This window comes from Aestuariispira ectoiniformans, from assembly GCF_025136295.1.
GTDB classification, from domain to species: domain Bacteria; phylum Pseudomonadota; class Alphaproteobacteria; order UBA8366; family Aestuariispiraceae; genus Aestuariispira_A; species Aestuariispira_A ectoiniformans.
Genome location: NZ_CP062788.1, coordinates 4138124 through 4164792, shown reverse-complemented (window position 1 = coordinate 4164792; position 26669 = coordinate 4138124). Strand labels below are relative to the sequence as shown.

24 protein-coding genes and 1 tRNA gene are annotated in these 26669 nt (G+C 54.2%); 9 read left to right on the top strand and 16 right to left on the bottom strand.

What is annotated here, in order from left to right:
* Position 1 precedes the first annotated feature (1 nt).
* From IF205_RS19620 to IF205_RS19605, 4 genes are all read right to left on the bottom strand, one after another.
* Positions 2–673 carry an amino acid ABC transporter permease gene (locus IF205_RS19620; RefSeq protein WP_259781046.1) on the bottom strand — a complete coding sequence of 224 codons (672 nt, stop codon included), beginning with the start codon at positions 671–673 and terminating at the stop codon, positions 2–4.
* Positions 666–1322, bottom strand: coding sequence for an amino acid ABC transporter permease (locus tag IF205_RS19615; RefSeq protein WP_259781045.1), 657 nt, complete (start codon positions 1320–1322; stop codon positions 666–668). Before IF205_RS19615 ends, IF205_RS19620 begins: the two co-directional genes overlap by 8 nt.
* Before the next feature lie 4 nt (positions 1323–1326).
* Positions 1327–2094, bottom strand: coding sequence for an amino acid ABC transporter ATP-binding protein (locus IF205_RS19610; RefSeq protein ID WP_311195714.1), 768 nt, complete (start codon positions 2092–2094; stop codon positions 1327–1329).
* 71 nt (positions 2095–2165) lie between these two features.
* Positions 2166–3029: a substrate-binding periplasmic protein gene (locus IF205_RS19605; protein ID WP_259781044.1), complete on the bottom strand. Its 864-nt coding sequence runs from the start codon at positions 3027–3029 to the stop codon at positions 2166–2168.
* Between the two features lie 150 nt (positions 3030–3179).
* Between IF205_RS19605 and IF205_RS19600 the strand changes: the two genes are divergently transcribed.
* Positions 3180–4265, top strand: a complete 1086-nt coding sequence (locus tag IF205_RS19600) for a GlxA family transcriptional regulator (protein WP_259781043.1) — start codon at positions 3180–3182, stop codon at positions 4263–4265.
* 176 nt (positions 4266–4441) lie between these two features.
* On the opposite strand, the gene IF205_RS19595 is transcribed toward IF205_RS19600, so the two are convergent.
* The 3 genes from IF205_RS19595 to IF205_RS19585 form a co-directional block, all read right to left on the bottom strand.
* Complete coding sequence (locus tag IF205_RS19595) at positions 4442–4705, bottom strand: hypothetical protein (protein WP_259781042.1); 264 nt, start codon at positions 4703–4705, stop codon at positions 4442–4444.
* 75 nt (positions 4706–4780) lie between these two features.
* Positions 4781–6247, bottom strand: coding sequence for an AAA family ATPase (locus IF205_RS19590; RefSeq protein ID WP_259781041.1), 1467 nt, complete (start codon positions 6245–6247; stop codon positions 4781–4783).
* Positions 6248–6377: 130 nt separating this feature from the next.
* Entirely contained in the window at positions 6378–7079 is a 702-nt protein-coding gene (locus IF205_RS19585; RefSeq protein ID WP_259781040.1) for a hypothetical protein, read from the bottom strand.
* A 59-nt stretch (positions 7080–7138) separates the two neighbouring features.
* Here IF205_RS19585 and IF205_RS19580 point away from each other — a divergent pair, with 59 nt between their 5' ends.
* From IF205_RS19580 to IF205_RS19550, 7 genes are all read left to right on the top strand, one after another.
* Positions 7139–7399 carry a helix-turn-helix domain-containing protein gene (locus IF205_RS19580; protein ID WP_259781039.1) on the top strand — a complete coding sequence of 87 codons (261 nt, stop codon included), beginning with the start codon at positions 7139–7141 and terminating at the stop codon, positions 7397–7399.
* A gap of 498 nt (positions 7400–7897) precedes the next feature.
* Positions 7898–10276, top strand: a complete 2379-nt coding sequence (gene hsdR, locus IF205_RS19575; RefSeq protein WP_259781038.1) for an EcoAI/FtnUII family type I restriction enzme subunit R — start codon at positions 7898–7900, stop codon at positions 10274–10276.
* A 15-nt stretch (positions 10277–10291) separates the two neighbouring features.
* Entirely contained in the window at positions 10292–11845 is a 1554-nt protein-coding gene (locus tag IF205_RS19570; RefSeq protein WP_511261484.1) for a class I SAM-dependent DNA methyltransferase, read from the top strand.
* A complete protein-coding gene (locus tag IF205_RS19565) occupies positions 11845–13635 on the top strand; it encodes a restriction endonuclease subunit S (RefSeq protein WP_259781036.1) in 1791 nt (596 codons plus the stop codon). Before IF205_RS19570 ends, IF205_RS19565 begins: the two co-directional genes overlap by 1 nt.
* Entirely contained in the window at positions 13636–14730 is a 1095-nt protein-coding gene (locus tag IF205_RS19560; RefSeq protein WP_259781035.1) for a hypothetical protein, read from the top strand.
* Positions 14723–15568, top strand: a complete 846-nt coding sequence (locus IF205_RS19555; RefSeq protein WP_259781034.1) for a hypothetical protein — start codon at positions 14723–14725, stop codon at positions 15566–15568. The genes IF205_RS19560 and IF205_RS19555 overlap by 8 nt, the downstream gene beginning before the upstream one ends.
* On the top strand, positions 15565–16623 hold the full coding sequence (locus IF205_RS19550) for a DUF4145 domain-containing protein (protein ID WP_259781033.1): 1059 nt from the start codon (positions 15565–15567) through the stop codon (positions 16621–16623). The genes IF205_RS19555 and IF205_RS19550 overlap by 4 nt, the downstream gene beginning before the upstream one ends.
* An 82-nt stretch (positions 16624–16705) precedes the next feature.
* Here the strand turns inward: IF205_RS19550 and IF205_RS19545 are convergent, their stop codons facing one another.
* The 5 genes from IF205_RS19545 to IF205_RS19525 all read right to left on the bottom strand — a co-directional run bounded on the left by IF205_RS19545 (position 16706) and on the right by IF205_RS19525 (position 21600).
* Entirely contained in the window at positions 16706–17566 is an 861-nt protein-coding gene (locus IF205_RS19545; RefSeq protein WP_259781032.1) for a hypothetical protein, read from the bottom strand.
* Positions 17566–19116, bottom strand: a complete 1551-nt coding sequence (locus IF205_RS19540) for a CCDC34 family protein (RefSeq protein ID WP_259781031.1) — start codon at positions 19114–19116, stop codon at positions 17566–17568. The genes IF205_RS19545 and IF205_RS19540 overlap by 1 nt, the downstream gene beginning before the upstream one ends.
* 22 nt (positions 19117–19138) lie before the next feature.
* Complete coding sequence (locus IF205_RS19535) at positions 19139–20665, bottom strand: OmpA family protein (protein ID WP_259781030.1); 1527 nt, start codon at positions 20663–20665, stop codon at positions 19139–19141.
* Positions 20666–21137: 472 nt separating this feature from the next.
* Positions 21138–21214 (bottom strand) — tRNA-Arg (locus IF205_RS19530).
* A gap of 101 nt (positions 21215–21315) precedes the next feature.
* Positions 21316–21600 (bottom strand): YciI family protein, encoded by a 285-nt coding sequence (locus tag IF205_RS19525; protein ID WP_259781029.1) that lies wholly within the window; start codon positions 21598–21600, stop codon positions 21316–21318.
* Between the two features lie 300 nt (positions 21601–21900).
* Between IF205_RS19525 and IF205_RS19520 the strand changes: the two genes are divergently transcribed.
* On the top strand, positions 21901–24165 hold the full coding sequence (locus tag IF205_RS19520; protein WP_259781028.1) for a FecR domain-containing protein: 2265 nt from the start codon (positions 21901–21903) through the stop codon (positions 24163–24165).
* On the opposite strand, the gene IF205_RS19515 is transcribed toward IF205_RS19520, so the two are convergent.
* From IF205_RS19515 to IF205_RS19500, 4 genes are all read right to left on the bottom strand, one after another.
* The gene (locus IF205_RS19515) at positions 24162–24977 is read right to left on the bottom strand and encodes a substrate-binding periplasmic protein (RefSeq protein WP_259781027.1); all 816 of its coding nucleotides are present in this window, start codon (positions 24975–24977) and stop codon (positions 24162–24164) included. The genes IF205_RS19520 and IF205_RS19515 overlap by 4 nt on opposite strands.
* Before the next feature lie 233 nt (positions 24978–25210).
* A complete protein-coding gene (locus tag IF205_RS19510; RefSeq protein WP_259781026.1) occupies positions 25211–25543 on the bottom strand; it encodes a hypothetical protein in 333 nt (110 codons plus the stop codon).
* Positions 25544–25640: 97 nt separating this feature from the next.
* Positions 25641–25967: a DMT family transporter gene (locus IF205_RS19505; RefSeq protein ID WP_259781025.1), complete on the bottom strand. Its 327-nt coding sequence runs from the start codon at positions 25965–25967 to the stop codon at positions 25641–25643.
* Positions 25964–26641, bottom strand: a complete 678-nt coding sequence (locus tag IF205_RS19500; RefSeq protein ID WP_259781024.1) for a glutathione S-transferase family protein — start codon at positions 26639–26641, stop codon at positions 25964–25966. Before IF205_RS19500 ends, IF205_RS19505 begins: the two co-directional genes overlap by 4 nt.
* Positions 26642–26669 lie beyond the last annotated feature (28 nt).

The following is a 26669-nucleotide window of genomic DNA, read 5'->3' as shown; positions in this document are numbered from 1 at the left end:
GCTACCGACCTGCGCGTTGGGCGCGACGAGACAGATATTTCGCTGCCATGGAAAGGGGGAAGGCGATGAGGAAATACATGGCCCCCACCCAGATATAGATATGCATCGGCAGGAAAAACTCCGTTGCCAGGGACCGCCCTTCCAACACCAACTCCTTCACTGTGATCAGCGAGGCCAGGGAGCTGTCCTTCAGCAGTGCAACGAAGGTGACGATCAGGGGGGCGGCTATGATTCTTGTGACTTGTGGCAGGATGATAAAAAAGAGTGACTGTGCCGGGCTCATGCCGACACTTGCAGATGCCTCCCATTGCCCTTTCGGGATAGAATTGAAACCAGCCCGGTAAACCTCGGCCATCTGGGCGGCGAAAGCCAGGCCCAGGCCCAGGACCGCCGCTGTCTCCGCGTTGAAGACCACGCCAATTCCCGGCAGACCGAAATAGATCAGAAACAGGATTGCCAGCACTGGCACGCCACGGAAGAAGACAATATAGCCTTTGGCCAATGTGCGTATGAGGCGTGACTTTGACGCCTGCGCCAAACCCAGCAGGAGACCCGCCACAGCCGCCAGGGCGAAGCCGAGAAGCGAAATCCGGGCGGAGACGATTGCAGCGCCGGCAAGGCGCGGGCCCCATTCGCCGCCATATTGGCTGAAGACTGCAAGAAAATCAGACATGAGCATTACCTCCCAATTTGCCTTCCAGCCGAGCAACGCCCCAGGCAAGTGGTATGCTCATGGCAAGATAGATCAACGCAACCGAGCTGTAGATCAGCGTCGTCTTGAAGGATGACGTGACCATGGAACGTGCGAAGAACATGATTTCAGGGGCGGCGATTGCGGAAACAATTGAGGTGTCCTTCATGAGTTGCAGCGCGTAATTGCCAAGGGGCGGCATCGCAATTCGGAAGGCTTGAGGCGATAGAATGTAGCGGATCGTCTGCATCGGCGTCATGCCCACGGCACGGGCTGCCTCGGTTTGGCCCAGGCCCAGCGCGGCAAATCCGCTTCGGTAAATGTCGCATGTGATGGCCGCCCCAATAAGGCCCAGTCCCAGGATTGCGGCTGGAATCGAGGTGATCGTCACACCGATGGAGGCGAGGCCGAAATAGAGGATGAAAAGATGCGTCAACGCCGGAATGTTGCGAAAGAATTCCACATAGACGTCGATGGCCAAATTCATGACTTTCAAGGATGCGAACTGGCGTAGAAGCGCCAAAAGGAAGCCTAAGACAACGGCGATGCTCAGCGATGCGAGCGTCACCGTTACGGTGACACCGGCTCCGGTCAAGAGGCCCGGCAGCAATGTATTGAGGTAAAAGTCCATAGGGTCACCCGTGCATCCGGCTCAGGAAGGCCCGGGTGCGCTCTTTGGATGGTGTTTCAACAACCTGCCGTGCCGGACCTTCTTCCTCGATCACGCCGTCGTAGAGGAACATCACCCGATCCGCGACATCGCGCGCAAAGGCGATCTCATGGGTCACCAGAAGCATCGTGCGGCCTTCGTCGGCAAGTTCGTGAATGACGTTGAGAACCTCCCCCACCAATTCCGGGTCGAGGGCGGAGGTCGGCTCGTCAAAGAGCATTAGTTTGGGCCGTTGCGCTAATGCGCGAGCGATGGCGACGCGTTGCTGCTGACCGCCGGAGAGTTGTCCGGGCATCGCCTGGGCCTTTTCGGCCATGTGAACTTTCGCGAGCATCGCTTCGGCCAGATCATTTGCCTCTGCGACTGTAGCCTTCTGAACTTTCCGGACGGCAATCGCCACATTTTCGCGGACGCTCAGATGCGGCCAGAGATTGAAGCCCTGAAACACCATGCCCATCTGCGCCCGCAGGGGAGCGAGCTCCCGGTTGCTCATAACGCGAGATGTGCTGCCGTTGTCGATCATGCCGACGCGTTCGCCATCGAGCAGGATTTCGCCCGCAGTTGGCGCTTCCAGGAAATTCATACAGCGCAGGCAGGTGGATTTGCCTGAGCCGGATGGGCCGATCAGTGCGATCTTCTCGCCTTGAGCCACCTCAAAATCGATGCCTTTCAAGACATCGAACGAGCCGTAGGATTTGCGCAAACCGCGCACATTCAAGATAGATTTACTCACAGCGCGTTCCTCGTTGCTGATGGGCGAACGAAGAGGCGTTTCATAGCCTCTTCGCCGTGATTCTGCATGGCTCAGTTGGAACATTCCGGAAGCGTGTAATTGTCCGGTCGATCGACGTCGGCCCGGAAATTCTGACCGTCGGCGGTATACCATACGCCCCCTTTCAGGCCGTAACGCGCGCCGATATCCTTCATCTCGCAGCTTGCCCACATTGTTTTGATGACCTTGTCGACAGCCTGGCGCAAATCGTCATCGGCTTTGTTGAAGCCAAAGACAGTCTGTCCCATGCCGGTCAGCAACGGGAAATCCGGGTTGTTGTCCGTGAAAGCTTTGAAATGCATGCCCCAATCCGGGTTCTGACTGATTGCATAGCTGATGACCGGCGGATCGCCGATGACCGCGGCAATACGGCCCGCCAGAAGGTCGCGCACAGCGGCATCCGAGGTGTCGTAGAGGTTCAGTTCCAATCCCGGAATTTTGCGCAGTTCCGGTACAAAGCTAAAGCCCGTGATCGTGCCGACCTTCTTGCCTTCCAGATCGGCCAACGTATCCCAGTTGGTGTCTTTGGATTGCATAATGCCATTCTTGAAATAATGGATTGGCTCGGAAAGGGTCATGATTTTCGTGCGCTGCTTGGTCCACCCCATGGTCCCCAGCATTACGTCGACGCGTCCGGCCTGAACGGAGGCGATCGTGCCCGACCATTCCATGAGCGCGGGTTTGATTTTCAGGCCGAGCTTGTCGGCGATATGCTGCATGATCTCGCCGTCATAGCCGACGAGTTTTCCGTCGCGCCAACCGGAGCCTGGCATATCGCCGGTAAAGGCGACCGTCAGCTTACCTTTCTCGACAAGGTCAAAGGCAGAGGCCGGGCTTGCCGACATTGCGCCGGCGACCAGCGCCATACCGATAAGAAGATTCCGTCTGTTTAGCATTTTCAGCTCCCCATTGTGTTGTCTCGGCTCTTTTCCGGGCTTTTCCTGGCCGTCTCTTGAGCCACAGACCGGATAGCATGATGAAAACTGGACAGGCTTCCTCTTATCAGACATTTTATTCAATAATCAGACATGGCGGTGGCGGGTGAGATGGAAACAGACAGGGAAGCAAGGCAGGTCGGAGGCGAAGCCTATGTCAACTGGCTCGACGACATCTGGGACCGGAGGCTTCCGAATGCGGGCGGTCAGGGAAGCCGACTGACGGTGGGCATTCTTCTCTGGCCGACCTTTCCGCTCATGTCCTTTACCGGAATTGTCGAAAGCCTGCGCCATGCGGGCGATTATGGCGACCATTCAGAGCAGCGTTATGCACGATGGGAAATCCTGGGTGCCGAGGAACAAGTCATTCGATCAAGCTGTGGGATTGAGCTGCGGACCACACATCCCTATGTGAACCCGAGTGAATTTGATTATCTCTTCGTCATCGGCGGCCTATTGAAGGACCTTGAGAAGGCGCCCGATCGGCACCGCGCCTATATTCACGCGACGCATAAGGTGGGTTGTGTGATTGTGGGGCTATGCACGGGCAGTTTTGTCCTGGCGGAAGAAAAACTCCTCGAAGGCCAACTGGCCTGTATTCACCCCTACCACACGGCGGATTTCGAACTGGCCTTTCCGGGGCACAGGTTCACCTCAAAATCAGATTTCGAGGGGCGGGATGGAATAGTGACCGTACCGGGCGGAATCTCGATCCTCTCTTACATGACGAAGATCATCGGGGAACATTTCGGGCCGGAGCGCTCTGCCAAATCGGTGCATCAACTGTCGCTGACCGAGCGCGGTTCCCTCGGTACCCTGGAACGTGTAGGCATGAACCGATATCTCGATATTTCAGACCCACGAATCCAAAAGGCGCTGGTGATTCTGGAAAGCCGGTCAACGGATAATCCCCGTATATCGGAGCTTGCAGCCTCCCTCGGCCTGACAGAGCGGCATTTCCTGCGCCTGTTTAAAGCGCAGGTGGGGATGTCGCCTCAAAACTTCCTGATAGAGGCAAAGCTCAAAGCGGCTGTGTGGATGCTGCGGAACACATCCAAGTCAATTACCTCTGTCGCCTATGCTGCCGGTTTTTCAAGTGCAGCCAGCCTGGCGGGACATTGCGCCAAACGTCTGGAGGCAACACCCAGCATGATCCGGAGAGGGGTGATCGACAGCGTGCCCTACCAATCAGGTTAGGTCGAATTGCCTCTGTGTAATGCGGGATCTTAGGCTCAGGCCATCGACATTATTTGAACCCGTTTGCCGAGCGTTTCTGTCTTAAGGCAGGGTGAGATTGGGGCAAGGAGAATTAAGAAAATTTGACTATTCCTGTCTGCTGTCTCCCGCCTTCGGAAAATGAGCGCTGTATTGCCTCAGTCCGGCGGCGGTGGGTCGTTGAGAAGGTCGAGGACGCGGTCGAACCGGTTCCGCAGCAACCGGTCGAAATCCTGCCGCGAGAAGATCTCGTCGGCCCCGGCGGCGACAAATCCGAGAGCCTGCGGGTGATCGGCCGAACCGGCCGGGTCGATGGTGAGGGTGGCAATCGGCTGGTCCGCGATGATCCTGGAGATCGACCCATCCCTGAGTTCGATCAGGAGCCTGGGCACAGGGACGGTCTGGGTATCGTTATCCTGCATGATCGCTGCATCCTTTCTTTGTTTGGGGCCTGCGGGCAGCGCGGTCGACTTGTTTTCCGGCGTTTGTGCTTGTCCTCAGTGAACCGGCGGCCTTGCGAGCGGGGTCACGGCGGCAATCGCACTCTCGACGGCGGCCCGGAGTTTGCGGGCGCTGAGGCCCTTTGCGAAACGCTCGCGGAGCCGCTCTTCAGCCCGCTCGTCCAATTCCGGCAGCAGGGAAAGCGGCAGGTCCAGCTCGGCGGCCAGATCCTGCTGGATACCCTGGATCAGCGCCTCGAAATGTTCCGCCTCCGGGTGGCCCACCTTCACGATACGAAGCCGCGAAAGCAAAGGAGCCGGAATGCCGTCGAGGCTATTCGCAGTCAGCAGCCAGGAAACCTGACTGAGATCGCAACTAGCTAGTAAGCATTCGTCGAACCAGCTCCGGGCCGTCTCGGGCTCCAATAGGGAGAGCAGTGTCGCGCGGAGGTCGCCGTTGTGGCCACCGGAGACGGCCTTGTCGATCTCGTCGACGACGATCACCGGGTTGGCGGTGCCGCATCGGCTGATGGTGATTAGCGGCAGGGAAGGCTGGGCGGAAGACCAGCCCCGGGCAGTTCCGGCCAGCATGCGGTTGTCACTGGCGCCACCGGCATTGACTTCGGCGAAACCGGTTCCGGCCATCCGGGCCAATCGGTGGGCAAGACGGGTCTTGCCGACCCCGGGCGGTCCGACCAGTAGCAATGGCCGGAAATGCAACCAGGGCCTTCCGGCAAAATGCATCAGCCGTAGATCGTCGGCGATCTGCTTGATCGCCTCCTGCATCCAGGGAAACTCATTCGTCAACGCCGTCTCGATCCGGTCAGGACTGAACTGGCCGCCCGCCAGCGGCAGGGCATGCCAGAGGGATTTATATCGGACCCGCAGGGCCGGATCGTCCTTGGTGTCCTGGCGACCTTGAATGACCTGCAGTTCAGGTCCGGTGAAATCGATTTCACCGGTCTCGGTTTCTTGTGTTGCGAAGCGGGACAGCCCCTGTTTGGGCTTTGCCCAGGGATCGCTTTCCTCTCCGGCGTCGAATGTGGCATAGACCTGCATAGCGTCTCCGATCACCGCCAGATGAAAACGCGTGTCGAGCAGGTTGCAGGTCAAAGACACGGGATATTTAAGGCTCCACTGCGCGGCCAGAAACAACACGCCGTTAAGCGTCTCATTGCGATCTTGTTCATTGGCCTGGTCGCGCCGGACAAACATCGCCTCTTGCCAGAGCAGCTGGACCAGAGCCTCGCCGCTGAGTTTGTCGTCCAGCAAGGCTCCCAGCAGCAGCCAGCTGCCGATGAGGTCCCGATCCACACTGGTGGGCAGTAACCAGCAGGCGACGAGTGGCAGATGATCAGCCTCGTCGGCCATGGCTTGCGACAAGAGGTGCGGCGGCAGATGGGTCCGGCTTGCCTCGACCACGGTCGATCGCAGGGTGGAGCATTGCCCCGCTAGTTGCCGCATCGGCAGGCGGCGCCACCACATCAGGGTCGGAATGTCGCGTGTCGGGCAATCGTCACTCATGGCGATCCTCGGGGAATTAGACATAGAGGGAGCGTCAGTGGCCGCAGGCTCTGCGGCCACCAAAGGCGCGCGAATTGTGTTAGGGAGTTAGGGGCGGGTATCCCGCCAGCGGCAAAGACGCGATATTGGTTCAGGCGACCTGGCTGAACAGGGCCGTCTCGGTCAGGCGCGGGATCGCGTCTTTGATGCTGTCTCGGAAGTGATCGGTACCGGCATCGACCAGGGCAGTCACCGGGAAACTGAAATGCTCGTCCAACTGCGAACCGGTCAGGGCGAAGTCTTCGGGCAGGCAGCGTTTGCCATAATAGAAGATCGTTTTTGCATCTCCGGCTTCGACCTTATAGCCCTGCTGTGCGGCGAAGCTCTTGATCAGCATGCGGGCACAGAGCATGTCGCGCATCACCTGACGGCGTTTGCCTGCATCGAGCATACCGTTGCCGCGTTTGATCTCGTAGGCGGTCACGGTATTTGTGCGGTGATCGATCACTGCAAGGTCCAGGCGGATACGACGTGTCGGTTCCGCGCCGTAAGTCAGATCGGGCAGGGCGTTCCCGTCGAACAGAGACTGTTCGGCAATCCGATCTGCGGCGTTGGTGACATAGAAATCGCCGGTCTCGAGGACGGTGTGGAACCTGCTGAGACTTACGGCTTCACAGATGCAGAGGTTCACAACATGGCCATGGCGTTTCTGCATCGAGGCCAGCACGCTCTGCAGCCCGGAATATTCCGGCCCGTAGAGAGGATCCGGTTCGAAAGTCTTGTCCAACGCGCCTTCGATCGCATGGGCAATGAAATTGGTGACGGTATCGGGGAGGGTGACTTCTTGGTTCATGGGTTGCTCTCCTTAAGCAGAATGGCTAATGTCAGACATTATGTATGAAGGAATGAATTATGTCAAACAATTTGTATGAGATTAGTCAATTTTTCTCGCCAGCTTTATGTAGAGCAGGACGCGGACTGCTTGGGTGGTCGCAGACAGAACTGGCGGAAAAGGCTCATGTCGGCCGTTCAACTGTAGCGGATTTTGAACGTGGAACACGGACCCCGGTTCACAACAACCTTGTAGCGCTTGCGCAGGCTATGATCGACGCAGGAATAGAGTTTTTTCCGGAAAATGGTGGTGGAGCTGGAGTTCGGTTTCAGCGGACATAGAGTAGGGGCGTAACTATCGCCATTTCCAACAATGTCGCATGTCACAGTTACTGGTGCTGGTTCGCAAATTCGTCAAAATTGATATCATTTACTTCCGTTGAGCCGCTATTGGCGTATCGTTCGACTGGCCACGTATCGGCTGGTGTGTTGCCGTCTTCAGACTGTTCTGGCTTGTGTGTTTTCACGTTGATAGAGCCGCGACCATTGTGCGAGGCTGTCAACTGGTGATGCATCGCCCGAAGCGGTTGACTATAAAGCCGTCCTGCTCCAATACGGCAGAGGAGTAGGTTGTGCTTATGGAAATCTTGTGGCGTGACGATGAATGTACGAAGTGGTCGAAATGCGGAAGCCTGACCTTCGAACTTCGATGACGATCTGAGGTTTCCTTGGAACCATGTCGAGCTGGCTGCTAGAGATTGTTAGAAGAGACGCGAAGTACTTGGCGAAAGTTGAATTAGTTGATCGCGTTAGAAGCGCGGCATTAGGGGGGGAGTTTTCTTGGATACTGAGGCAGATACATGTCGAAAAGAGGTGATACCGAAGCTCGTTGAAGCTGGATGGGATAATCCGCCGTACGCAATCAACGAGCAACGGTCCTTTACCGATGGACGAATCGTGTTCGTGGGTGGGAAAGCGCGTCGGGGACGACAAAAGCGCGCCGACTTCATACTGCGCTATCGGTCAGACTTCCCCATTGCGGTGGTTGAAGCGAAATCCAAATACAAACACGCTGCAAATGGCCTACAGCAGGCTAAGGAATACGCGGAGATTCTTGGTCTGAAATTCGCCTATGCTACCAATGGCCGGGAAATTATCGAGGTCGACTACACCACCGGTATTGAACGCGACCTAACCACTTTTCCATCGCCTGAAGAGCTTTGGGGGCGTCTTTCCCAATCCGAAAACTTAGACAACGATATCAAAGAACACCTCCTTTCTCCGACCTTTCCCGACAAGGACAAACCGCTTCGCTACTACCAGGAAATTGCGGTTAATCGTGCGGTCCAGTCGATCCTTCAGCAACGCAGGCGCGTTTTGCTAACCCTTTGTACCGGTGCAGGCAAAACGGCTGTTGCGTTTCAAATCTGCTGGAAGCTATGGAACGGCGGTTGGAACCCAAAGGGCAAAAACCGAAAGCCAAAAATTCTTTTCTTAGCGGACCGAAATGTTCTGGTGGACGATCCTAAAGACAAAGACTTTAGCGCCTTTGGTGATGCCCGCTTCAAAATTTCCGGCGGTGAAATCAGCAAGGGTCGCGATATCTATTTCGCAATCTACCAGGCTATTGCAGGTGACGAGTCCCGCGATGGCCTCTTCAAAGAATATGCGAAGGACTTTTTTGACCTCATTATTGTCGATGAATGTCACCGTGGTAGTGCGCGCGACGACAGCAATTGGCGAGAAATTCTGGAATGGTTCGAACCGGCCTATCAGATTGGCATGACGGCCACGCCAAGGCGCGAGGACAATGCCGACACCTACAACTACTTCGGTGATCCGGTCTACGAATATAGTCTTGCCCAAGGCATCGCCGATGGCTTTTTAGCACCCTACCGCGTGCACCGTGTGATTTCAGATTTCGATGCGGTGGGTTGGCGGCCATCTCAAGGGGAACTCGACCGCTACGGACGCGAAATACCAGACGCTCAGTATGGGACCCGAGATTTCGAACGCGTCGTTGCCCTGCGGGCTAGAACCGAAGCGTTTGCGGCGCATTTGACAACCTTCCTTAAGCAAACAGATCGTTTTGCGAAAACCATCGTCTTCTGTGTCAATCAAGAACATGCCCTTGAGATGCGTAATGCGCTCGCGCGTATCAACTCGGACCTAGTGAAACAATACCCCGACTATGTATGCCGCGTAACTTCCGACGAAGGAGACATCGGTTCTGCGCACCGTGCCAAATTTCAGGATATTGAAAAGTCTACGCCCGTCATCCTAACAACCTCACAAATGCTGACGACGGGTGTCGATGCTCCCACATGCAAGAATGTAGTACTGGCGCGGGTCGTTGGCTCAATGCCAGAATTCAAGCAGATAATCGGGCGCGGAACACGCCTGCGCCCCGACTACGGCAAGCTGGCTTTTAACATCATCGATTATACTGGCACCGCCACAGAAAAATTTGCCGATCCGGCCTTTGATGGTGATCCGGTTGGGGAGCGTGAACAGGTTATCGACGAAGACGGTGATGTTGTCGACGAAACGGAAATCACCGAAGAGACCGACACCCCTGGCGATACCGATACGACCGCAATAGACGATCTGGATGGCGGCCTATCTGACGACACGGAACCGGACTTGCCACGAAAGTTCTATTATGACGGCGGCAGCGTCGAAATAATCGGCCATTTGGTCTATGAACTCGATTCCGAGGGCAAACAGCTCATCGTTCGCCAACTGACAGACTATACTGGCGAAAAGGTGCGTACGCTCTATCCGAATGCTTCCGAACTAAGGAATGACTGGCTGGATCCTACGCGTCGTGCCGACATTATTGAACAGCTTGAAGACAAGGGCATTGACACGCAAACACTCGGTGTGGATGTAGGCAAGCCCGACGCCGATCCTTTTGACCTGCTTTGCCACCTCGCCTATAACGCCCCCCTACGCACGCGGCGTGAGCGTGCTGAAAGGTTGAAGCGCGAAGAGTCGGCCTTCTTCGAGAAGCATGGAGAGAAGGCCCGCGAAGTGCTCAATGCTCTCATTGAGAAATATGCGGACCATGGAACCGCGCAATTCAAGCTGCCAGACGTGCTTGAAATTCCACCTTTTAATGATTGGGGAAACGTCGTGGAAATCGCTGCACGCTTTGGCGGCGGCAAGGCCATGCGGGAAGCCGTCAACGAGTTGCAGAAGCGTCTTTATAGTGCATAAGAAAGAGATATAGCCTTGGCACGCCAACCAAAAAAGAAACCACAAACGACCGCCCAACGCCTTGACAGTATAATCAAGTCGGCGCGCAAAATTATGCGTAAAGACAAGGGACTGAGTGGCGATCTCGACCGCCTGCCGATGCTCACCTGGATTATGTTCCTGAAATTCTTGGACGACATGGAGCATATTGAGGAAGAACGTGCGGAAGTCGCGGGTAAAACATATCACGGAGCCATCGAAGCGCCTTATCGTTGGCGCGATTGGGCAGCCGAAGAAGGCGGTATCACCGGTCCTGATCTAATCGATTTTCTGACCTTGGACGAGGCTGACCGCCCGGATGGGAACAAAGGTCCGGGCCTGTTCGCCTATCTACGAAATCTTCGCGGCAACAATGGCACTCGCGGGCGTAAAGACGTCATCGCAACCGTTTTCCGAGGTCTGTCAAACCGTATGGAAAGCGGTTACCTGCTGCGTGACGTCATTAATCTCATTGACGGTATCCATTTCGATTCCTCAGACGAAATTCACACACTTGGTCGGCTCTATGAAACCCTGCTGCGTGAAATGCGCGATGCGGCGGGGGATTCCGGTGAGTTCTATACACCACGTCCCATCGTGCGTTTCATGGTCGAGGTGACCAATCCGCAGCTTGGCGAGGCGGTTCTCGACCCGGCTTGCGGCACTGGCGGATTCTTGACCGAAGCCTACGAGCATATGGCCAGACAAGCCGATACAGTCGAAAAGCGCAAAATACTCCAATCGTCGAGCATTTATGGCGGCGAAGCAAAGCCACTTCCCTTCCTTCTCGTGCAGATGAACCTCCTGCTGCATGGGTTGGAAGCGCCCAAAATAACGCCGGACAATTCGTTGAAGATTCGCCTGTCGGAAATTGGCGAAGCCGACCGTGTAGAGGTTATTCTGACCAACCCTCCCTTTGGTGGGGAGGAAGAAACCGGCATCCTGAACAATTTCCCGGAAGACCGGCGTACGTCGGAAACGGCCTTGCTGTTCCTGCAACTCATCATGCGGCGTGTAAAACGAGGGGGTAAAGGCCGCGCTGCCGTCGTTGTCCCTCATGGCGTGTTGTTTGGTGGTGGTATCGCAGCACGCATCAAGGCGGACTTGCTGAAGGAATTCAATCTTCACACCGTCCTTCGCCTGCCCGAAGGCGTTTTTGCGCCCTACACGGATATTCCCGCGAACATCATTTTCTTCGATACGACGAAGGTAACCGATGATATCTGGTTTTACGAACAGCCCAAACCGGAAGGACGTAAGAAATATTCGAAAACCGTTCCGTTGACCTTTGACGAACTGAAGCCCTGCCTCAATTGGTGGTATACTAGGGAGGAAAATGAACAGGCGTGGAAAGTGCACGGGCCGGACCTCATCAAGACCGACGAAACGGGGCGTGTTGTTGACTGCAATCTTGACCTGAAGAACCCTAATGCGGGTGGCACTGTTGATCATCGCACCCCACTTGAAATCGTCGAAAGCATTGATGCCAAGGAACAACGCATTCTTGCAATCATGGACGATATTAAGCGCACTCTGTCGGAGATGGCATAGTGGCCTGGAATACAGTGAAATTATCTTCGTTAGCGTGTCTGGCTAAACGTTCAGAGCCAGTAGAGCCGACGAAGAAGTATCGACAAGTTGGGGTCCGTCTGTGGGGAGCAGGAGCATACGAGCGTGATACCATAACAGGTGCTGAAACCCGTTACAGCGCTTTGTCTCGGCTCAAGGAGGACGATATTATCGTCAATAAGATTTGGGCGCGAAATGGCAGTGTAAGTGTAGTTAGTAAGGAATTGCACGGTTGCTTTGTTTCGCCGGAATTTCCTCTCTATGTGATAGATCAAACTGCGTTGCTTCCTAGATTTTTCTATTGGTTCACCAAGTCACATTTGCTTTGGGAGCAATGTGACAAACTTTCTCGCGGGACGAGTGGACAAAACAGACTAAAGCCACAAGCGTTTCTCAACGTCTCAATACCTATTCCACCACTCGATGAACAGCGAGATCTTGTTTGTAGGCTAGACGAAGTGCAAGCGAAACTGAGGGAACGAGAAGCCGAATTAGAGGTGGTCGAACGCGAAGCCAACGCTATGCTGTTCAACGCGTTCCAAGAAATCATCGACGGTGTAAAGTACCGACCGCTTTCCGAAGTAGCACCGCTCGTGCGGCGCCCCGTCGAAGTCCTTCTTGATGGGGAATACCCAGAGCTAGGTGTGCGTTCTTTCGGCAAGGGTACTTTTCACAAACCAACGCTTACTGGTGCCGATGTGGGCAACAAGCGCCTATTCGAAATTCACAAAGGTGATTTGCTTTTTAACATCGTGTTCGCATGGGAGGGCGCAATCGCAGTCCCTGGAGCTGAAGATCATGGTCGCGTCGGATCGCATCGCTTTTTGACTTGCGTTCCCAAGAACGAACTCGCCTTGGCGGAGTTCCTGCGGTTCTATCTTCTCACTCCAGAAGGGCTACAAAAGGTTGGTGAAGCCTCGCCCGGTGGGGCCGGGCGGAACCGGACATTGGGGATCAAGAAGGCGGAGAAAATTCACGTTCCTGTCCCCGATATTGACGTTCAGCGGCGATTTGTAGAGCTATGTGCTCAAGTCGAACAGGTGCGTGCCATTAGGGCCGCGACTGCTAAAGACACACAAGCCCTTATTCCCGCGATGTTGCATGAGATTTTCGAACGGCGAGCGAATACATCTCACTCTGCTCCCGTGACATCAGAAGCAAACGTTATCCAAATTCCCACCACACAGGACACAGTTATCGACACGTCATTCAAGGAAGCGGTGCTTGTTGGGGCTATCATTAGAGCGTTCCAGGAAGACAACGGCCAGCCGATAGGTAACTTCAGACTTCAAAAAGCAGTTTATTTCGCGCGTCGCCATATGGGAGAGCGCGTGCTCGACAAAAATTACCTGAGGAAGGCCGCAGGCCCCTATAATCCCACTATGCGCTATTCCGGTGGCATCAAGATTGCCACGGAGAAGAATTGGGTCAAACGGGCGACCGGAAAATTTGGAGAAGGCAACGCGCCGGGCGACACCGCCGCAGAAATGGATGAGTGGATAGAACGCTATAAGTTCGCGCCTACCGCCGCGTGGGTTCGCGACCGTTTCAAATACAAGTCCAACGACATATGGGAGATGCTTGCGACCATAGACTATGCCATACTGGCGCTCGATCACGAGGGCACACGCCCAACTCCAGCAGCGGTCCTTTCCTACATCGAAGCCGACGATGAGTGGCGCCCTAAGATCGAAAAGCTACGCCTCACCGAAGCCTCGATCCAAAACGCGATGGTCGAGCTCGAAACTTTGTTTGTGAACGCCGGTGAGTAGATGGTTAGAAGGATACTGACCCACGATGAGCAATTCACACACCTATGCGAAAATGGCTTTGGCTTCGTCACAAGAGCTATCGAGCAGCTTTGGGAAAATGTCTCGCCGGACACACTGAAATACTCCGTTATAAATTTCTACTCTGGCGTTGAACTTCTTGTAAAAGCGCGCCTGATGCACGAACACTGGACACTAATCGTAGTCGACCCCAATAAAGCGGACATTGATGAATTCCTGAACGGCGAAGCTCACACTGTTGGCTTGAAGCAGGCTGTTCAACGGTTAAAAAAGGTGGCCAAGGTTGCTGTTTCTCCCAATGCTTTCAATTCATTCGATGAACTAAGAAAGCATAGAAACAGGATGGTGCATTTCCACCATCCCATCAATGCAAACGAGCCGGACCAAGAGAAACAAAAAGAAGTTGTTATCTTGGAGCAATGTCGGGGGTGGTTCTACCTGCGCCGCCTACTTGGCGACGAATGGCAAGAAGTATTTGCCGATTTTCAGCATCAAGTGGCAGAAATCAACTTAGCGATGAAGCGCCATCGCGAGTACCTTACTACCGTCTACGACCAAATCCGACCAGAACTAGAGGCTGCTCGTCAAGATGGTGCGATTTTGGCAACTTGCAGTGCCTGCGGCTTTGAGGCCCAAGTGCTTGACGAAATCGGCCCACAAGAGCACGAATGCCGGGTTTGCCTCGCTGAAGAAAGCTTCCTACTGCATATCTGCCCTGACGAAGATTGCAAAGAGAAAACCCTACTGTCGCTGGAAGAATGCGAGCAGTGGACGTGCGAGCACTGTGGCTCGTCAATTGATTTAGACGACGTACTTTTTGAATACACGATTGAAGGTAAAGCGAGGCACGACGAACCCAATCAACCCGCATTTTGCACCGAGTGTGGGCACATTCCTGAAACGGCGGGCACGCTTGATAATGGCGAGATAGTATTTTGTTTTAACTGTTTTAGTTGGCCTGGAAAAATCGAATATTGCGAGTGGTGCAGCGAGCCATTCACCGGTGAAGCAGAAGGTACCTACTGGTCGGGCTGCGAAAAGTGCGAAGGAAAAGCAGGGTGGACACGAGATGAGTAAGGAAGAAGTTCAACGTCTCACGCCAACAACAAGCGTTCTTAAAAAGCTTTTTGCGCATAGCGGAAACTTGTGCGCAATGCCAGGCTGCAACAATCCACTGGTTCATGAGTTAGGGACAATGATTGGAAAGGTCGCGCATATTTATGCAGCAGAAAAGGGTGGCGCTCGATTTGAAGAGAACATGAGCAACGAAGATCGTCGCGCAATAGAGAACCTATTTGTTGTCTGTGCAAACTGCCACGATGTGATCGACGATAAAGCGAATGAAGATAAGTTCCCAGCCGAACTGCTAAAGCGTTACAAAAAGCAACACGAAGAACGGTTTCGCAAGGCAGAGTTGCAGTTTCTAGAGGAATACGCAGATCTCACTCAACAAACTATGCCCAAGATGCCCAATAACCTTAAGCGTCTCTCCAAAGCGCTTAAAATTGAAGAAATATGTACGGCGAAAGAAGAAGTAGATGGGGTTAGGCAATTCGTTGAGAAATTATCTGAGCTTCCATTAAATCAACGACGTTTTGCACTGCGCATCGCGGAGAGGATGAAGCGGAGAGATCTGGGGGGGCTTCCCGTCCAAGAGGTGATTTCCGTATTCAGGATCTCTCACGCCAAGCTTAAGAGCAATATGGAACTTATCGAAGATCATTGTCTGGGCAGCATCGATGAAGATCACATTCCGGGAAAATATATAGTTAGTCTTTGGGATCGAAAACCGGGTGGAAACCCTTGGATAGAAATTTTGGATTTTTGCGAGGTGTCCGGCGATGACCCTGACGAATTCGTCATGGAGCTGAATTTTGCTCTATACGACGAAAAGCAGTCAGAGGAAAAGTCATGACTGAAGAGCGAATTGAATGGTTTTTCTGCAATGCCTGTAAGCAGAAGACCAAGCATTTTGTTCGCGGCGAATACAACAAGCATGATGACGACGACAATCAGATGGTTTGGTTTAAGCAACGCATGCTGATAATTGAATGCTGTGGTTGCGAGAATCTTGAACTTGTCAAGATGACGCTGTTTTCGGAAGATGTTGAATATTTTGATAAACCGTATAAAGGCGAATCTGACAACCAGGGAAAATGGGACGAGGTAATCTATCCGCCCGTCACCTACCGCAATCCGCCAGCGTGGTTTGAAGACCTTCCAGACCCTACTCTTCGTGAGATTTCAGACGAAATCTATAATTCCCTTCAAACCGGCTCTCATTATCTCGCAACGTTCGGTTCGCGGACGTTGATAGATCGCTTGATTGTGTTGACTGTTGGTGACAAGGGTAATTTCCAGAAAGGTCTACAAGCCTTGCAGGACGGCGGCATGCTGTCTCAACACGAACGAGAAATCTTGAATCCCGTAGTCGATGCGGGTAACGCCGCTGCCCATCGCGGTTGGGCACCAACGAAAGAGCAAATCGCCGTCATACTGGACACGGTTGAAGGGCTGATACATCGGCTTCTTGTATTGCCGAAACTGGCTGAAGAGCTGGAAGAAGCTGTTCCGAGCCGAGGCGGTAGCGTGAAAGTGAAGGCTGGGAAGCCAGTTGTCACGGTAAAGGACAAAATCGAGGCTGCACCAAAGGACTTGCGGGCAGTCTATGACAAACTTGCTGGGACGCTTCGGGCATTAGGCGACGATGTAACTATTCACCCACAGAAGCATTATATGGCATTTCGGCGAAACCGGAACTTTGCGTCAGTCCAAATATACAATCAAAAACGTGTTGTGCGCGTTTACTTGAACCTTGATCCCGACACCGTTGACATGGATCCAATGATGATGCGTGACGTGCGCCAAATCGGGCATTTCGGCACCGGCGACTTGGAAATCACAATCAAGTCGAAGAAAGATATCGAAAATGTATCCGCACTCATTGCGATGAGCTACGAAGCATCCTAATAACAATGCACCAAAGCCCATGGTAAGTCACATCCATTAGATGCCGTTAATGAGCTTGTCTGTTCATCTCATTAACTCAGTTTCACTCCCCAATCTCCCCCAACAGCGCCGGCATACCAAACTCGATCAGATGACCGCCAGATGCATCGAAATACGCTTGCCAGAATGCCCGGACGGATTTCATTTCTACGGATGAGCGATAGGTGCCTTTCAGAGAATAGGCGGCACCCAAGACGTAGACTTTGGTGTCGTTGTAACTGTCTCCAAGAGGCCCCAGTTTTTTCACTTTTTCCAGTTCAGCCTGGGGATCAAGGTGTCGCACCGACCCATGGCTGTAAAACGACGTCACTTCTGAGTGTTCCAGCATATCGGAGATGATGAAGAGATATTGCTGTGGCGCTTTGGGCTTGGACATGAGTTGATTTGCGACCAGGCGCAGGGTTTGAATGATCTCGGTATTGGGTAGGTCGCTGCGAGCGCCTTTGAATATCTCAATAAGCGTTTTCCCCGTGAGTTGACGCACGCCCTGATCCTGAACACTGAAACAATGGTCCAGAACTTTTAGGATTTTTTTGGGAACGTCATAGCGCTGTTCGTCGTCAAGCCTTGTATCCAGCGTTCCATCAAAAAGGACTTGGGTATATCGGCCTTTGGCATAGGCCGAAAAACTAACAAGAACCACGCGGTCGCCAGGGCGTAGGAATTTCATGAGCTTTTGATAGGCCTGCTCCTGCAACGGCAAATCAAACTCGACGGTTTGGTCCACCACCACATAGATTTCCCGCTTCAGTGCCGGGGCGGCCATGTCGTTGAGTTTGACGGCGTTGTAACAGCTGCCGATCTCTTTTGTCGCGGCAACGGCGTGAGCCGAAAGGCCGGTTGCGAGCGTAACCAGAGCAAGGGGCAGGCACAGCTTCCGAAGTATTTCTGTCATTGTCGCCATCAATTGTCGGAAATCCCCATTTCTCTGCGCAGCCGTTCACGCATCTGCTCTTCGGTTTCTTTGGGCTCCGCCGCTCTGGTGGCTTCCGCCATTAGCTCCGCACGGAGGCGGGCTTCCATCTCTTCCGGCGTTTCTGTTCTTGTGTCGGGGGGCTCAGCCTTCGTACGAATGTTCTCATTTGTGGCCATTGCGTCGACCGCGGAAGCCGTTGGTGTCACGGTTCGTTTTCGTTCGCTGGTGATGGCCTCACTGGTGCGACGGAGACGCTCTTCTTCCTTCAACTGGTTCTCATAATGAACCGGGAAAGTCCGGTCCGCAGCAGAGTGCAGAATATTGCGATCTTCACGATCAATACTCATTTCCTGTGCATATTGGGCCAGTTTGCTTTGCAGGGCTGACAAATGCTTTTGTGCAATGCGCGCGATGGCATCTCTCTTGCGCTCGTACCAGGTTTCATATTCCGCCCGGCTGTTGAAGTCCTGAATGATGCCTCGAGCCTTCTTCGATTCTCGCCCGGCAAATCCGGTGCGATAGCCGATACCAATACCCATGACCTGAATAAGGACGAACAGAACCGCCAGAATTGCGTAGGTGGTAAAGTTGGCCGTATCCCGAGAACCAGCACTTTCATCTTCCGCGGCTTTGTCTGCTTCTGCTTGAGGCTCCGTTATCGCGGAAGGCAGTTCCGAATTCCCCATCAGGTTTTCAAGGGAAAAACCGCCCTCAGATGTCGAAACGGATCCCAGCGTGGATTCTGCTACACGTTCCTGCTTATAGGTTTCATACCGAACAACAGTTGCCCCAATCGCAACAAATGCGATGGCCGCGAAAGCGATGGTAGACCAAATTGGGAAACCAGGTGTTACGCGGGCATTGGTGTCCAGACGGTGAACGATTTGTAGATAGCTCGGCATGCCGTCATCAAAATGGTCATTCTCGAGAGACACGTCATTTCGGGCACCAATCAAATTCGGCCGCTCCGGCGACTGATCGTGCTGCCACCAGGTGCGGGCCTTTTTGATTAAGCTGCGCTTATGGAATTCAGAACCGGCACTGTGGGTGAGCCAGACAAGTACACAGGAAATTAGAAATGCGATGCCGAAGGCGCCCTGCACCTGCATTTTTTCGCTGGCACCCGGCAGTGTATAACCCGACAGCACATAGGCAAAGCCGAGGGCTTCCACGAAGACCAGGGCGACGATGACGACCCACATGAAGAGGCTGAGTTCGTTACGACCACGCTCTTGTACTTTGCCCAGATAACTGGTGGCACGGTCAAACATCTGAGGATCAGCGGCAATTTTTTTGATGTCGGAATAGAAGGAATGACACAGGGCCTTCTCTGACTGGAACCATCCCGAGCTATCGCGTGCTGTGTCTTTTGAAAGGCGGCTGACCTTGCCGATCAGCGGAAGGCCGTAGCCGACGCTCTTCCAAAAAAGTTTTACCTCGTCCCACCATTTGATGATGATGACTGTTGCAAGCAGCGTTACGACCACGGCACCAATGATGGCGCGGTAGGCATCCAGAAAATCAATGATAGAATCCATCTCGAAATCTCTCTTGAAAAAATCAACTGCCCGAACGGACGAGGGTGGGCATATAGGAGGCGGCGTAAACCTTACCGTCCTTGTCGTAATAGAGGCGCCCGTAGGCTGCCTTCTCTGGTGATTTTTGATCGAAAACCAGGTCAATACAGCGAATAGGCCAAGCTTCTTTACTCATGAAGACGCGGTAAAGGATACCTGCCTCTCCCATGTAAGTTCGGGGCTTCCCAACTGCCTCGATGGTCGGTTTTTCCTGGCCCGGCTTGAAATTGGCGAAAACGAACACGTCCGGTGTGCCAGGGTCCGTGTCGCCGTCACGCGACACGGCGACATGCGTCATGGCAACCAAGTGGCTATTCAGCTTTTCAGACCAGGATGTCGAGTAGAGGCCGGGTGCATAGTCACCGATAGACCGTCTTGTCGACGTCCCGGTTGATAACGATTTGACCTCACCTTGCTCTCGATAACTATCAGCAATGCAGCTGGTGGTTAGCAGGGGATTTTCGGAGAGGTCGTCACTTGCAAAGGCCTTCGAGAAGATCGAAACATTGCCCAATAAGCCCCCACTGTCTTTCTCCGCACCAACGAGAGAGGCTATGTCTGCGCCGGTTTGGTCCACTGGTTTCCCGCCGAAATCAAGGGAGTGGTCTTGGCGCAGCGCCTTGGCAAATGTGGGCGGTTGAGACGACGGTTTTGTTTGCTTGCTGTTTTCGTTGTCTTTCTCAGCGACATCACTACGGGGCGGAGCGGACAAGGGCAGGCTTTCGGGGTTCGACGTTGAGAGTTGGGCGTAGGTCAGGACGCTCGCTTCGTCTTCGAGTTCGATGACTTCGACACGACGATTTTTGGCACGCCCTTCGACTGTGTCATTGCTGGCAACAGGCTGGCTTGCGCCTGCGCCCTTGAAATAAAGGGAATGGACCGGAATGCCTTCTTCCTGAAATAGGAGGGCGACAGTCTTCGCGCGTTCCTCTGACAGCTGCTGGTTCGTCCTGTCGTCACCGGTTGAATCCGTGTGGCCGACGATCAGAACCTTTCGGTCGGTATCTGCGAAGGTTTTTGCCAGGGTTCTGAAGTCCTCGCGTGCTTCACGGCTCAGGGAGGAACTGCCGCTGGCAAACATACTTTCGATAGAGATATTCAGCTTGATAGCAGGGCTGGTTTCGACTTCCTGCCCGGTACCTTGCATATTGCCTTCTGGGGCATGGTCCAGTCGAGGAACCTGAATCTGCTCTGTCTCTACTGTAGCGACCTTCAGCTGTTTCTTCGCTTCAGCCAGGCGCCTGCACCTAGATTCGAGATAGCTTTGTGTTGCCTTTCCTGCGATGCCGCCGACGGCTGTTCCGATTAAAGCTCCTGCGGCACGGTTCTTTTTGCCTCCAATAATCAGGCCGAGTACGGCGCCGGCGACTGCGCCGGCCGCAATATAGGTGGTTGTGTCATACTCACAGGCATTTTCCGATTTCATGGGGCCGGAATCATGTCCGGTGGTTACACAACCAGAAATCAGTGCCGTGGATGCAACCAGGGCAACTAGCTTCTTGCCTCTCAACTTATACTTCCCCTCACATGTACCCCAAATGTCAGGACATGTTTCCCAAAGCCCGTCCTGACAAACTCGTGTACCAAACCACTTGCCTTAGCATTCCCGTGCTGGAGGCAATTCATTATCCAGATATCATATACCAATACTATCTGTGATAGTTCAATTAATGTTGCCTGCAATTTTGAAGTTTTTAACGCAAAGAGTGCGTCTTTGTAGCCTAGTCTATGCCATATGCGATATTGGCATCTCGGCGCTTGCAAAATGATACTATTTTGTTTGCCGTTTGTAAGAAGGTGGGAATGAAATCGCTACGTGCCGCTACGGGAAAACGCCCATTTTAACCCTAGTCTTGCACCACGCCGATCGATTACTTTAGCAGCCAGAACGAATACTCCAGACACACTAGTGACACACTCAAAATGTCAAGTAAAAAATCAACATTAGAGTTTCGTGTAATATTTTGATTTTAAAAGGAAAATGGCGCACCCAAGAGGATTCGAACCTCTGACCTCTGCCTTCGGAGGGCAGCGCTCTATCCAGCTGAGCTATGGGTGCGCAAATGTCGCTTGCGGACGGGCGATTGTATATCTTGTCGGGAGGAAGTTGAAAAGAAAGAATTTCAACGCAACCCTGATATTTCTGCCCGCCCGTTATGCTTAACCGGCCGGGTAAACCTTTTTCCAAGGGCGGTAGGAGACTTTTTCGAACAGTCCTGCCTTGGCATAGGGATCATTGCTGCAGAAGGCTTCCACGTCTGCGTCATTATCGAAATCCATGATCAGGAGAGAGCCGATCATGCCGTCACCGGTGCTGTCGAGAAGGGGGCCGGCGGCAATAATTCTGTCCTTGTGGCTGTCCAGATAGATCAGATGGGCTTCCCGGTTTGCCTTGCGGATGTCAATCGCGTTCGCCTTGTCTGTGCATTCGATAACATAGGCCATAGTATCTTCACTCGCCCCTTTGGTTTGGGATGTCTGCTGCGCTAAATTTGCCGGTTTGTACCGCTAAATCAAGGAGAAACGCGAGGGGTGTCTGGGTGGGGAAGCGTTATTTATGCTTGGGGAAATCGTGAGGCTGCCCTATAACAGCGCAAGCCTTGCGGTAGCCCGGTGTGGTTTTGCTGCGAAGCCTGTAAAACCGGCGTGACATTGGGCATAAACCAATGGGCAATGCCGGGATTTTCTGCGATAATATCTCTGAATTTCCGGGGGCATAACCCGGGGGGGAATAAGGGGCACAGGATGGCAACGCCGCAAAACCAGGGCGGAGAGACAGGACAATCGGGAATGCCTGCAAGACAGCTTTCCGATGGGGATTTTGACGCTCAGCCTGCCGCCACACAGATTGTCGTGGACGGGGCGGAAACCGTCATCGTGCCTCATGGCACTCTTATCCTGGATGCGGAATACAGCCGTGTTGGCCATGACCTTGTCCTGACCGGGCCTGGCGGGGACGAGGTTCATCTTCAAGATTACTTCCTTGGCGATATCGCACCGGATCTCATGACCGAAGGCGGCGCGGTGATTACCGCTGCCATGGCGACACGCATGGCGGGGCCTTTGGCGCCCGGTCAATATGCGCAGGCAGGCGACGCGGATGTCCTGGGACAGCCGATCGGCACGATCGAAGGGCTTGAAGGGGCAGCGACTGCCATTCATGCGGACGGAACGCGGGAGACCTTGCAAAACGGTGACCCGGTTTTTGCCGATGACATTCTTGAAACCGGTTCCGACGGCGCCTTGGGTATCGTCTTCGTTGACAAGAGCACCATGTCCATGGGCGAGGACGGGCGCATTATCCTCGACGACATGGTCTATGACCCGTCGACCCATCTTGGCGCGCAAAGCTTTAACATCGTTCGCGGTGCTTTTGTTTTTGCCAGTGGCGTCATCGGCAAGAACGACCCGGACAGCGTTTCCGTCTCGACGCCGGTTGCCACAATCGGTATCCGCGGCACGAAATACGGTGTCGATGTTGCCGCCGTGGGTGGTGAGACCACTGTTACCCTTTTTGAGGGTGCGGTGACCGTTGGCAACAGTTATGGCGTTTCCCTTCTGGCGGCCTTCGGGGATTCCACCCAGGTGGCAAGTTCCCTGTCATCGCCGTCGGATGTCTTCTCCCTGGACCCGGGCGGACAGCATGACACTTATGGCCGCGCGTTGGATTTGCATCCACCGCAACCGCATATCGACCCCAGTGAATTGAATCACAGCAATCACGGTCAGAACGACGCACCATCAGGCGATGGCGGCGGCGTGGACGCGGCATCAGGGCCCGCCGGGGCCGACGCGGGGGTAGGGAACCAGGCCTTCCTGGACCAGTTTGACCAGACCGTGGCCGGTGCGGCGGCAGATACCGGCACGGGTGCGGATGATGGTGTCGATACACTCCCGGGTGACGACGGAGCGACCGGTTCCCCGGCAGGCGACCAGAGTGGCACGGTCGGCGCAGGCGACAACAACAACGCTCAGCAGGATGTCACTGGCACCACATCTGACACTGCCCCAGATCCTGCTCCAGCCCCTGACCCAGATCCAGGTTCGGGTGGGTCCGACGGGGGCGTGACGATTTCGGGCACGGAAGGGAATGATATCCTGTCGGTATCGTTCTCGCAGGGCGATGACCTTTCCACCTCAACCAGTGTTGAGGGCGGCGGGGGTGATGACCTGCTGAAAATCCACCTTGACGGTTCGTCGGATCAATGGGTAAGCGCATTGGGTGAATTGAGAGACGCCTATAATGCCCTGCATGACGGCAGTGCGACCGATTTGAATATCTCGGCGCTGAATCTCAATATCAGCGATGTGGAAGACCTGCAGGTTTCCGTCGGTGACGAGGTTTATGATCTCAACCAGGTCAATCTGAGGCTGGGAGGGAATGGGACAGACGTATTCGAAGGTACGGCTGGCACGGACGTTCTGGTCGGTGGGAATGGTGATGATACCTTGGTCGGTAACGGTGGGGATGACCTGTTGCTGGGTGGCCGTGGGAACGACATCATGCAGATTGCAGCGACAGCCCTGACGGGAGGCGAGCTAGGCAGTCACCAGGATTACAGCGCCGTCGTCAATGATGCATTGGGCGCGGATTCAAGCCTCAAGTTGAGCAATTTCGATACATCCGGCGTGGATGGTGGGCAGGGCATGGACACGGTCCGCGTTGTTTCTCACAGTGGTGACTCGGTTACCCTTGAGGATGGCGGTTATCAGGGCCTGCACAATGTCGAAGTTCTTGATATGACTGGTATTGAGGGGCCGTTGAACGCCTCGTTAAGTCTTGCCGATGTCGTGGATATGACCGACGACAATAACACTTTGACGGTTGTGTTTAATGATAATGATGGCAGTCAGACGCAACACACTTTGACGGTCCAGCATCATGACGATGGTGGTGATAGCCTCCAGATCGACGGCAGAAATCCGGGCGATCTACCGGCTGATGGTGCGATCAACTGGGACGGTCACGCAATCCAGATCATGGCCGAGGTGCATCCCGACGCGTCTTAAGAGCCGTCTTCACCGTCGCGGGTAGCCTGCTTGAGCTTGATTGCGTAGCGGCTGATGAGGGCCTGCAGATGGCCATTGGATTTCCACTGATCCAGCTTCTTATCGTATTTCTCAATGAAACCCTCCCAGCCCAACGGAGTGAGGGTTGGCATCATGATGCGATAGCCGACAGCGTCAAATCCGGGTTTGCGGATGGCGAAGTCGTCTGGCCGAAGGTCCGGAGACTGTGCGATATACCACCCGGCCACACGCTCATCCAGAAGGACGGCATCGACGCGTCCGGACTTAAGCATCAGGAACAGGTTCCTGAACGCCGGTGCATCTGTTCGTGTGATTGCCTGGGTATTAAAGGCGTTTTCAAAGCTGGGGTAGATGAAGGCAACCATGGTGCCGATCATCTTGCCGCGCAGGCTTTGGATGTCGGCGTGTTTGATCACCCTGTGGGCATCGAAGATCAGATGGTCGGCCACTTTCAGGAGGGGCTTTGTCCAACGATAGTTGTCGGGCGACTGGACCCACTCACGGGCAAAGGCGATGGCGTCGATCTTGCCACGCTGTAGCAGGATTTGCGCGCGCCGGTCGGGATATTGGCGAAAGACAACCTTGTAGCCGGTCTCCCGTGAAATCTGCGAAAAGGCGTCTGCAACAATACCGGTGGGGGCGCCGTCGCCGTCTGCGGTGATGATATAGGGCGGGTATCCCTGAGGGGGATAGGCAAAAATGATTTCCTTATTCAAAGGGGAGGCCGAAGCCGCAACCGACAGGAAGGCAGAGAGGAGAACCGGCAATGAACAGGCCGATTTCCATACCATGGTGCGACGCCGCTTCAAGAGCTTGCACAGGCCTTTCATAAATCCCCCAAGAATAACAGCTACCCGGCGTTACCTTTTTGGTCGCCGGGTTGTTCGAAATCACTTCAATAATTGATATATTCTACTCTCGAATTTCCCGAGTGGGAATGACATTTCATCTTATCTGCCGTTACCCGCGTTTCTGTTACTACTATAGTGACTTTTCGGTCAACCAATCAGGGGTTGTGATTGCGCTATCTTCTGCGCATCGGTCCGCTTGCGAGCCAGAAAAGGACAAGAAAGGCAAGGGGAACGGTGATGCCGATCAGGTCCGTGGTCAGGCGTTCTCTTAACTGGCTGCGTTTTTCCAAAGCGCTTTCATACTGATTGCGCGTCTCCTGTGCGCCTGCGGGCAGGGTGTTCCTGCGCGCCATGTCCGCCTGCGGTGGCGATTGACTTGATTCGATTGATGAAATCTGTTGGATCGTTTCACGGTAATCCTGATTGTCAAAAAAGGTCTTCGGCCCGAAATACAACCAAAGTGCAGTGGCTATAACCAGCCAAAGTCGAAAAACCAATGTCGTCATCGGGCCCCTCCCACAGGGTGCGATATCCAACTATATCACGGTGAAACCAATGGTATGCGGTGGTTGGGTAGGAGGGAGGCGGGTGCGTGATGCCCGATTACGATGACAGCTTCAGTCCTGCAATCCCCGCGACGACGAGGAAGACGGAGCACAGGCGGATGGCGTTGACAGGCTCCTGGAACAGAAAAACTCCCAATGCGGTGGTGCCGACCGCACCAATACCTGTCCAGACCGCATAGGCGGTTCCCACCGGCAATACTGCCAGTGACCGTCCAAGAAGATAGACGAAAGCCGCGAGCAATCCGAGAGACAGGACCGACCAGCCAGGCCGGCTGTAGCCGTCAGCATATTTCATGCTGACGGCCCAGGCGACATCAAGCAATCCGGATATTATGAGCAATATCCAGGCAATTGAAGAGGTCATGCCAGCGCCTCTTCACGGGCCTGCCGCAAGAGGTAGGCGTCGTGGTCGGCGAGGAATGACCGCAGGCGGTCCAGGTATGTGGGCGCCACCGCATCGTGAATGCTGGTGCGGTCAGCAAGGGCGCTGCGCCAGGCCCGAATCTTTGGCAGGTCATCGAAGATGCCATGGTCGGCCAGTTGATCGAACAGGTCGAAATAGCGGAACACAGGCCCGAATACAGCGTCGACCAGCGAAAAGGTGGTTCCGGCAAAATAGGGGCCGTCTTGCAGAACGTCTTCCACGCGCTGGAATTTCTGGCGAATGGCGGCAGCCCTCTGGTGATAAACGGCCTCGTTGCCTGTTGTTTCCAAATGCCAGATATCGCCCAGCACCGCCGTCCCGAATTCCATCCAGGCACGATGGCCCGCCCTTGCGATCGGATCGCGCGGGTGCAGGGGATTGGGATACCGGTCTTCCAGATATTCGCAAATAACGGAGGATTCGAAGAGAACGGTGCCGTCCTCGAGTTTCAACAAGGGAACCTTACCGCGTGGCGAGATCTCCAAAAACCAGTCCGGCTTGTTGTTGAGGTCGATATTGATGCGTTTGAAAGGGATGCCTTTTTCCTGCAGGGCAATAGAGGCCCGCTGAACATAGGGGCAGAGATCGTAACTGATGAGCGTGAGTTCCGTCATGTTTTCCTCCCATGAGGGTTGGCAATCC